Source organism: Endozoicomonas sp. ONNA2 (genome assembly GCF_024606365.1).
In the GTDB taxonomy this organism is placed as follows: Bacteria; Pseudomonadota; Gammaproteobacteria; order Pseudomonadales; family Endozoicomonadaceae; genus Endozoicomonas.
The window spans coordinates 1-9243 of record NZ_JAHHPO010000589.1 but is presented as its reverse complement, the minus strand read 5'-3'; the positions used below and the strand labels follow the sequence as shown (position 1 = coordinate 9243).

General features: G+C 43.8%; 6 protein-coding genes. 2 read left to right on the top strand and 4 right to left on the bottom strand.

Annotation, left to right across the window (positions count from 1 at the left end):
* Positions 1-302 precede the first annotated feature (302 nt).
* Positions 303-647 (bottom strand): STAS domain-containing protein, encoded by a 345-nt coding sequence (locus KDK14_RS10350; RefSeq protein WP_257265024.1) that lies wholly within the window; start codon positions 645-647, stop codon positions 303-305.
* Positions 648-920: 273 nt separating this feature from the next.
* On the opposite strand from KDK14_RS10350, the gene KDK14_RS10345 reads away from it, so the two are divergent.
* Positions 921-1097: a hypothetical protein gene (locus tag KDK14_RS10345; RefSeq protein ID WP_257265023.1), complete on the top strand. Its 177-nt coding sequence runs from the start codon at positions 921-923 to the stop codon at positions 1095-1097.
* 373 nt (positions 1098-1470) lie between these two features.
* Here the strand turns inward: KDK14_RS10345 and KDK14_RS10340 are convergent, their stop codons facing one another.
* From KDK14_RS10340 to KDK14_RS10330, 3 genes are all read right to left on the bottom strand, one after another.
* A complete protein-coding gene (locus tag KDK14_RS10340; RefSeq protein WP_257265022.1) occupies positions 1471-4299 on the bottom strand; it encodes a hypothetical protein in 2829 nt (942 codons plus the stop codon).
* Positions 4300-4359: 60 nt separating this feature from the next.
* A complete protein-coding gene (locus tag KDK14_RS10335) occupies positions 4360-7035 on the bottom strand; it encodes a hypothetical protein (protein ID WP_257265021.1) in 2676 nt (891 codons plus the stop codon).
* A 491-nt stretch (positions 7036-7526) separates the two neighbouring features.
* On the bottom strand, positions 7527-9020 hold the full coding sequence (locus tag KDK14_RS10330) for a hypothetical protein (protein ID WP_257265020.1): 1494 nt from the start codon (positions 9018-9020) through the stop codon (positions 7527-7529).
* A 27-nt stretch (positions 9021-9047) separates the two neighbouring features.
* Between KDK14_RS10330 and KDK14_RS10325 the strand changes: the two genes are divergently transcribed.
* Positions 9048-9243: hypothetical protein (locus tag KDK14_RS10325; protein WP_257265019.1), on the top strand; the 196-nt coding region annotated here is incomplete at its 3' end.

The following is a 9243-nucleotide window of genomic DNA, read 5'->3' as shown; positions in this document are numbered from 1 at the left end:
AAAGGAAGAAAAAAGAAATCTTTTCTTTGTGTCTCTGTGCCTTTGTGGTTCAAATCTATCAACCTATATCAATGTCACTGTTTACAGGGCTTTTAAGCTTAAGTCAGTGCCATTGCTCTCTCAGGCTGCCCTGTGCGGCTCCTGCCTGTTGTCCGGTGGTAGCAAATTGGTCTAAAAATTCGGAAATTTTTAGTAAATAGAACCGCTATTCACAAAAAATTTCCGACTTTTTATCCTCAATTTTCTAACATCCTCACCTGGCGCTATGCTCGGACAGCCTCCTGGCGAAACAGGCAGACCCATCAGGCAGATGCTGACTGTTTCTCGTGATTCTGCTCTTGCGTGTTCATCTGGATAAAATAGGTAATGCCGCTAAGCTCCATTAATGAGGCAACATCATCGGGTACGTTATACAGCGAGAGATAGAAATGTCCTGCCAGTTGTACCTGACAATGAAGCAGTAAATTCAATCCATCACTACTGATGCTTTTGAGTAGGGTGCAATCAAGCACAATATGGCTGGTGTCGATTCCGGTGGCATTTTCGACAGCATTCTCCAATATATGGATGGTACTGGCATTAACCTCACCATCCAGAATAATGAGCGTGTAGTTTTGATAGCTTTCGAGATTAATGGTTAATTCCATACTCCTTCTCCCGGTTTGATCCCTTAGTGATGGACATAGTAAGGGCAGGGGCTGTGTTTTTGCATAACACTCTGGTTACAGGGTCTGACAATTGTGCCGTGCCATAGTTCATTCCGGGTGTTCTTTTTTTTGAGGGTTTTTTAATGATAAATGGTTGAAATTTTGTTAATTGATTTGTGGTTTTGTTATTGGGGCTGGCGCTGTTGTTATTGGTTTAAAAGAAAAGTACGAATAACATTGTGGTATAATTCAATGTAATGAAAGGATGTCATTATGTTAAGAAGAGTCCGAACCAGTGCCCAGATAATGATTACCGTGTTTAGCTTTATGGGGTGCTATCAGTCAGGGAATGTATCAGAATCGGTTTTGGCCGCCCAGTATCGCTGCATGAGCAATCGCTACGAAACCAGAAAAGATGATCGTGAAGCTGGACGCTGCAGTGGGAATTGACTGCATTGGCCCATCTCATCTCCATCCTGATTTTGTATAGACATTACCGGGTTTATTTATTGCCCTGCAGGGTTGTCTGGAGGGCGCTATTGTTTGACAGCCTCCTACCATCTGTTGTCGTTCTGAGGAAAGGCATTAAATAACTACTTTCCGCTTCGGGTCTTTAAAGACCAATGGCACTGCCAAGCCCCGTAGACACGGGCATTGATACAGGTTGAGAGATTTGAATTTGAACCACAAAGCGCACTGAGAAGAGCTTTTCTTTTCCTTTGTGCTCTTTGTGTCCTTTGTGGTTAAAACCATAGGGTGCATTAAAGCTTACGTATGGCAAGAATTTTCCTTCGGCACGATAGGCAATGGCCTCTGTTGCCCTTTAAGGGTGGTCCTCCAAAGTCATTGTAATTTCGAAAAAGGCCTTTGAAAGCCCGGGCTCTTCTGATACTTCAACCGTCAAGGGCGGCATATCCGTAGATAATGACTGGCAATTCTGAACCAATTTAAAGTATTTCTCATATAAAAAACTATGTTTTTCTGAAAACACTTTCATGGCAGTTTTGCCTTGTTTGTCTTCGATAGCCATTAATTCAGTAAAGGTTTCATGACCCAGTTTTTCAACTAACAGTTCGACGACGTTATCTTCCAAATTTCGATAAGAAGATAATTTGTGCAGAGGTGTGCAGCCTTCGTGGTCTCTAATTTTAAGTAACTCAACCAGCACAGTGGGATCTGCGTTTTTAAATAGGTGTTCCAGAAACTGCTTTTGTACTTTTGGTGTAGCATCCCGTTTTAAAGCTCTGCTCAGCTTTTTTGGTTTTGAAGTCAGGAGCGCGTGTAAGGGGGTTGAGCCGTCGCTTTTCAAACGGCTTTGCAAAAGCGAAGTTAATCCATAGGTTTCATCCAGCCACACAACGGTCTCAATGATATCGCAAGGGTTTATATCCGTTTTATTAATCACTTGGTCATGGAAAATAAGATGTAATAAATTCTCACCAGTTGTCGGGTTTATTTTTTCAAGCAAGGCCCGGCCTGAACCTCCAAGGATGCCCAGGATTGTTGCAAGGATATCTTTATAACCAAAAAGGTGTAAATTATCACTTGTGACCAGTTCGGATAAAAAGCGTCCTTTTATCAGCTCGTCACTCATCATGCCCATCATTCCCTGAAACAGCAGCTTAATTAATCTGGCATCCTTTTGCACGATTTCTATAGTCAAACGGTTCTCTAACAGAATGGACACATGTTTATTTCTCATGCTGTAAACTTGGGCAAATCGATTCAGTACCGTAAGCAGTGGACTTTCCTTGCCGGGCAACGGATTCAAAGCCCATTTGACAAAAGCATCTTTGTCACCTGCTGTCTGCTGTGCCACCATTAGCCGAGGAAGGTTTTCCTTCGGGTGCTCTTTTCCAGAGAGATACTTTTCAAGTACATATATAATAGAGTCTGTACATTGAGATGGTGTTTCGTTGCTGAAATAATCGTCAGTAATCATCTCTCCATTGCTGTAGAGGCTGGCTAAGAAATGTTTGTGATAATCGTGGAGCAGTTTCTTGTTAAATGTTGAATCGCTTATTTGTCTCAGGTAATGGCTGGCATCCTTGCTCCCGGTTTCTAAAGCATGCTGAAAACAATGAGCAACAACTATATCCCGACCGGCCTTGCTATGGTAATTTGCCAGAATGTTGTCGATCCATTGCCGCTCGGTCTCCAGCAAATTCTGGAACAGGTTTGTTTGGTGATTCGAACGGTAAACGAGCAGTTTAATTCGTAAATCCTCGTCAGTAATTTGTCTCCATAGATATTTAGCCAATTGCCATTGTCCACTGTTCATGGCATCTGCAATGGGTGTTTGCGCTTGCTGCCTGAGGGTATGATCGGTAGCTGCGTCATCCCAAATATTTGGATTACCGGCAATCAGTTGGTCCACCTGGCTACCTTTCATACCACGCATTAGTTGATCTATCTTATGAGTTGAGTTTTGGTTACAAACAACCAGGTATTGAAAGAGGGAATGTCCCTGAGAAATACAAACCGACATCACTTTGCATCTCAATGATGGGCATTGGATTGAATTGACGATATAGTGAATTTGGTAAAATTCATTTGATTCAATACACTTTTGCAAAAGTGAATGCAAAAGTGAATTGTTCTTTTCCGCTTCCGCTGTGTAAAGCTCAACAAGTTGATTGTCGACCAATGTTTCCGTCAATTTTTTAAATAAATCCTCAAATCTCGCTATACCGTTTATTTTACAGGTGGACAACAGGGGAGACTCATTCTTTTTTCCGGTAAATCTGACAGCATCGAAGCGTTCATCTTTATCCAGGTGATCTAACAGCCGACTAACACGTTGTTGTCGTGTTTCTGAATCTAGACGATATATATAATAAGCTAAACAGTACTCTGCAATATCACCAAACATGAACTGCAACAAGGTTTCATCAATGTCCGGGCCCCCTTTCACGAGTTTTATTATCAATTCCCTGTTTTCCTTGATAGCAGTATCAAACAGATAAGTGCATTCATTAAAAAGACAGGCAAATGCAAGAGGAGGAACAAGGCCATTGACTGGATGAACGACCATGTCAAGAAGTGTTTTTCTCCCTAATTTACCCTCCAATTGTTTAAATAATGACTCTTCCATAACACAGCAGGCGTTGTGCAATAACGTCACATCATCGTCATTATATTCTAATAGGGCATCTCGTAACTCTTTGTCAGTTAGATTGTCAAATAAAACCCGGAAAAAAATTATGCCTGCCCTGGATTCACCGGCTGCTTCCGCAAGTGAAACCGCGCGATGCCCGGATTTATTATTTGCCTTTAGCAATTCATGAGGGGGTTTAGCTGTCAACAGGCTTTTAATCTGATCTTCCGTAAAAATATTGAGTTCTTCCTCAAGGCTAACAGTGTCATGTTCCATCAAGTATGTATAGGTTGGTTCGAATTGAGAACACCAGGTAGCGAGTTTACAGATTTTTGAACGGAGTGGGGGACTGCAGCGAGAAAGTTTCCTTTCAATCACCGCTTTTTCTAACATTTCGGTCAAGATGTCTTTTTTCAGTTTAGTTGGCTCACTATCAGCAATGGTCAGTTTCATCTTTTTTCCCTTTGACCATGTGACTGGTCCGGACTGTGATGAAATCCTGGCATCAACTGTTGCTGCTGGAGCGGGTTGAGCTGTGGTTGGGTTTGTATTCATTGGTAGTTTACCATTTGCTATTACATAATGATTCGATTTGACTGTCAGGGTGACCTTTTGTTACGAACGGCAATCCTGAACCTTACGGTTGTATTTTTCATATAAAGAACTATGTTTTTTTGAAAAATAGTCCAAGACTCTTTCGCCTTGTTTGTCTTTGATCGCCATTAATTCAGAAAAGGTTTCATGACCCAGTTCATCCATTAACAGATCGACGATTTTATTGTTGATTTTTTGATAAGAAAATAATTTGTGCAAAGGTGTGCAGCCGTTAAAGTCTTCAATTTTTAGTAACTCAACCAGCAGAGTGCGATTTTTGCTTTTACAAAGGTGCTCTAGAATCTGTTTTTGTACAATTGGTGACTTGGCAAACCTGAAACCTATGATGTTGTCTGAAGTCAAGAGTACATGTAAGGGGGTTGAGCCATCACTGTTCAAACGACTTGTTAAAAGCGAGGTTAATCCATAGGTTTCATCCAGCCAGACCACGGTCTTAATGAAATCACAAGGTTGTATAACCATTTCATTAATCACGTCGTGATGAAAAATAAGATGTAATAAATTCTCACCGGTCGTCGGCTTTATTGTTTCAAGCACGGCCTGGCCCGAATCCCCCAGGGTATCCAAGATTGTTGCAAGGATATGTTTATCAGCAAAAAGCTTTAAAGTCTCACCATTGATGATCAAGCCAGATAAGAATTCTTTTATCTGCTCCCCACTCATCATGCTCATCATTGCCTGAAACAGCTGCCTGGTCAATCTGACTTCTTGTTCGATCAGGTTGCATCCCAAAGTCAAACGGAAATTTGATATAATGAATTGAGGTTCATTTCTCCTACTATAAACTTGGGCAAATCGATTCAGTACCGTAAGCAATGGACTTTGCTTGCCATGCAACGGACTTAATGCCCATTTGACAAACGCATCTTTATCACCTGCTTGCTGCTGTGTCGTCATTAGCTGAAGAAGGTTTTCCTCCAGGCGCTTTTTGTCAAAGAGACTCTTTTCAAGTACATGTACAACGGAGTCTGTACATTGAAATGGGGTTGTGTCGCTGAAATGATCTTCAGTAATCATCGCTCCATGGTTGCAGAGGCTGGCTAAAAAATATTTGTGCTTATCGTCAAGCAGTTTCGTTTTGAATGGTGAGTTGCTTATTTGTTTCAGGTAATGGCAGGCATCATTCGGACTTTCGGTTGCTAATGAATGCTCAAACAATTGGGCAAACAGTAAATCCCGCCTGGACTGTCTGGAAGAATTCAGTTCGTATTCGAGCGATTGCCGATCAGTCTCTAGCATGTTTTGGAACAGGCTTGTTTGGTGTTTTGAACGGTAAAAGAGCAGATTGATTCGTGCATCCGGGTCAGTAATTTTCGTCCAGAGATATTTAGCCAGGCGCATGTTGTTCCTGTTGATAGCATCTACAATTGGTGTTTGTTCTCGCTGCCTGAGTGTATGATCGGTACTCTCCACCGTTTGCTCCCAAATATTCGGGTCAACGGTAATCAGTTGATCCAGCTGGTTATCATTCATACCAGACAGTAGGTCTTTTATTTTTTCAATTGTGTGATCTGTACACTTATGAACCAATTGTTGAAATATGGAATGCCCCTTCGATGTGGAAACCGACAGTATTCTAAACCTAAATAATGGGGACCTGATTGAATTGAGGATAATGTCAACTTCAAATGTGCTATTAATTTCAAAACATTTTTGCAATAGGGATTTATTCTTTTCCTCTTTTGTTGTAAACAACTCAACAATTTCATATTCATCCAGCTGACATTCATCCAGACTTTTCACCAATTTTTTAAGTAAACCTTTGTGCAGGCCTTGCTTACAGGCCAACAACAATGGTGACTCACGCTTTTTTCCGGTAAACCTGACAGCTTCAAAAAACTCTTGATCATCCAGGGAATCTAAAAGATTTTGGAAGATTTTAAGTTTTTGACCATTTTGAATCAATGGGCTTGCCATATCACCAAGCATGAACTGCAACAAGGATTCATCGATGTCGGGGGCTCCCTTCAGGAATTTTACTATCAATTCCCTGTTATAATCGATAGCGGTATCAAACACATATGAACTTTCATTATAAAGACAGGCATGTGCAAGGGGAGGAATATGACCACTGACTGGACGGGTGAGCATCCAGATAAGTGTTTCCATACCTGATTTCTGCTTCAATTGATTGAATAACGACTCTTCCATAACCACGACGGCAAAATGCAATAACGTCCATTCACCATCCACAGATTCTGACAGCGCACCCTGTAATTCTTCTGTAGTCAGCCGGTCAAATAATAACTGGAAAAAAACACAGCCTACCTTGGATTCGACGGCTGCTTCGGGTAGTGAAGCATACCGGGCATCACAAATTTTTACTCTCCACAGACTTTTGACCTGATCTTCTTTAAGCAGATTTAATTGGGCCTTAAGGTTTGGAACGTCATTTTCCATCAAGTATTTATATATTTGCCTGAAAGGATGATGGTAAGCCCAATCGGGGTTATTGATTGCTGAGTGGGAAAAATGATTAACGCGGATGACTGGTCTATCAATAATCTGGTCTTCAGGGATTTCTGCTGTCCTTGATTTGGGCACTTTGGTTGTTTCGGCATCAGCAAAGGTATTAACTTTCCTTTTTGAGGCTGTTAATGCTTCGGGCTTTGATGAAATCGGGTTGTCCACGGAAATATCTGGTTTCAGGCGAGGTCCGGTTGTATTTGTAATCATTAAAGGTTATCCATTTGCTAATACTTAAATAGTTGTTTAGACAGTCAGGATAACCTTTTGTTCCCTCATAATGGATATCGGTCTGGATTGACAAATACCCGGGTGGTGAAGATTAAATCGGTAAATGGCGCATTACTGAAATGCACTTCGACAAAGCTGGCGGTCCAGCCTTTATTATCCTCGGGCAGTTCTACCTTACTGCTGCATTGCCTTCCATGACAGGTAAATTTCACTTTGGTTCGAGTATAAGGTGAAAGGTCTGGATTTGCTGGTATCCGGTGGAACAAAGTGAACACCGGATGCAGTGATAAAGAACTTGGGAAGTTTGAGAAATCGCTTGCGTCGAGACCATCAGGGCACTGATGAATAACCAGAGTATGGTTTTTGTCATTACCTTTGTTGCTTGCTGAATTGGTTGATCGTTAAAAATTTCAAGATAGCGTAATGTTATTCAGGGGAGTGTCACGGTGACCTGCCTCCTGCCATTATCCTCAGTTTTCTTCCGCCTCGTTACGGGGTCGCAGATGGTCGCTATGCCCGGTCAGGCTCCCGGCTGGAGATTCCTCTGGCGGCACATAGGAAACGGTAAATGCCAGCATGTCCTGGTCAATAAACAGGTTCAGTATTGCGTCGCTGAAAGTGGCGAGCAAGTGATTGGCGTTTCCTTGCGCTGGATTGCCTTCCAGGCCCGACAGGGAAATCTGATACTTTTTGTCCTCCCGGGGAGTGTCCCGGGGGCGCAGGACAGAAAGCTGTAATTCACCCGAAGGTGGCCAGGCCCCGCCATCACAGGAGCCTTCAAGAAATTTCACAAACAGGCGGTTTCTGTCCAGGTGACTGCTGTGGCTACTCTGTGCCGGATAAAATTCCAGTGCCATTACATATCTCCCATCAGCAGTGAAGAAACAAGGGCTGCTCAACGATACCCTGTCAGCTCTGCCCGAACGGATAGCAGCCACCTTCTCGCCGAAGTGGGCAATGGGCCAGCAAAATGGCAGGGCTGAATAGGGTATCTGGTGAAGCACCGGGTCAGTGGCCTCAGCACTGCCGTAGAAGCGTTCGACGTTCATGGTCAGTTTGTCATCAAAGACATAGCGCGGGCTGTTATCCGGGTTACTGCCGAACAGATGCCAGGATGTCGCAAGATAGTTGATGCCTACCGGCACAGAACCCTGCCCTGGCCGGATTTGACAGTGTGCGGGCGCCCTTGCCAAATCAATGATGCGCACCAGATTCTCTGATTCATCCCCTGCAGGGGATTGGCGTTTGCCAATAACAGTGATCTTCAGGGCAATGTTGCGGGGCCAGGGCAAAAGAAGGTCTTTCTCCCCTGGCACAATCTGTACATAAAGGCCGGACACAGGGTTTGGGTGAATACTATCATCATTTTCCACTGGTCTCAGGATCAAGCGCATTTGGTAGTCTTCGACAGTGAAAACCTCACTTGTCAGACTCGGGCGACTGGAACTCAGGATGGCGCTGGTAATCTCGGAAAATTCAAGACTATGAACCGTAAGGTCACGGCGGGCAACCAGCGCTTCCCGGAGCCCGGCCAGGGCAGCAAAACTCTGGCTGCTGTCGACCGTAGCCGGGAGATCAGTCAACCGCTCAGTGAGAGAGAATACCTTTGCCTCCAGCATTGCTATTTTGCTGCCCTGTTGCCTGTTGGAGGCTTCCAGGGCTGGCAGCTGCTCAAGGGCTTGTTCTTTTTGCTGAACCACCGCTGCCATCTGCTCCGACGTTTGCCTGGCCAAATCATGAAAAACACGCACCTTCAACTCCGACAGACCCGGCAAAAAGTGATGGCAGCGGCGAAGATGTACTTTCTGAAAGTGGGACATAATACCAGACCACGGACAGCCCCGGTCTTTTGCCAGGCAGTCAACCTCAAGGACAGCAATCTCTCTTTCCTGGCATTTGTCCCGGAAGTAGACAGGCGTTGAAACCTCGTGAGTGGCACTGGCAGCAGGCGGGTTGGTTATCACGTAACGTTTGAAACAGGATTCACAGGCATGGGCCCCGTCACCATATTGAACAGGTTGGAAAAGAATATGTTCAGCCCCGGGCAGGCTCAGGGAGCAGATGTACTTGCGGGTATCAGCATTTTTGACCAGCCGGGGAGGAAACTGGCCAAAGACAATTGGCTCCAGTTCAGGAATTGTCTGAAAATAACTTCCACATATTCAGATGTTCCACCGCAATCATCAG

What these genes read in the sequence shown, in the direction of transcription:
- KDK14_RS10350 (WP_257265024.1), bottom strand. Translation starts at nt 647, where the DNA reads ATGGAATTAACCATTAATCTCGAAAGCTATCAAAACTACACGCTCATT.
- KDK14_RS10345 (WP_257265023.1), top strand. Translation starts at nt 921, where the DNA reads ATGTTAAGAAGAGTCCGAACCAGTGCCCAGATAATGATTACCGTGTTT.
- KDK14_RS10340 (WP_257265022.1), bottom strand. Translation starts at nt 4,299, where the DNA reads ATGAATACAAACCCAACCACAGCTCAACCCGCTCCAGCAGCAACAGTT.
- KDK14_RS10335 (WP_257265021.1), bottom strand. Translation starts at nt 7,035, where the DNA reads ATGATTACAAATACAACCGGACCTCGCCTGAAACCAGATATTTCCGTG.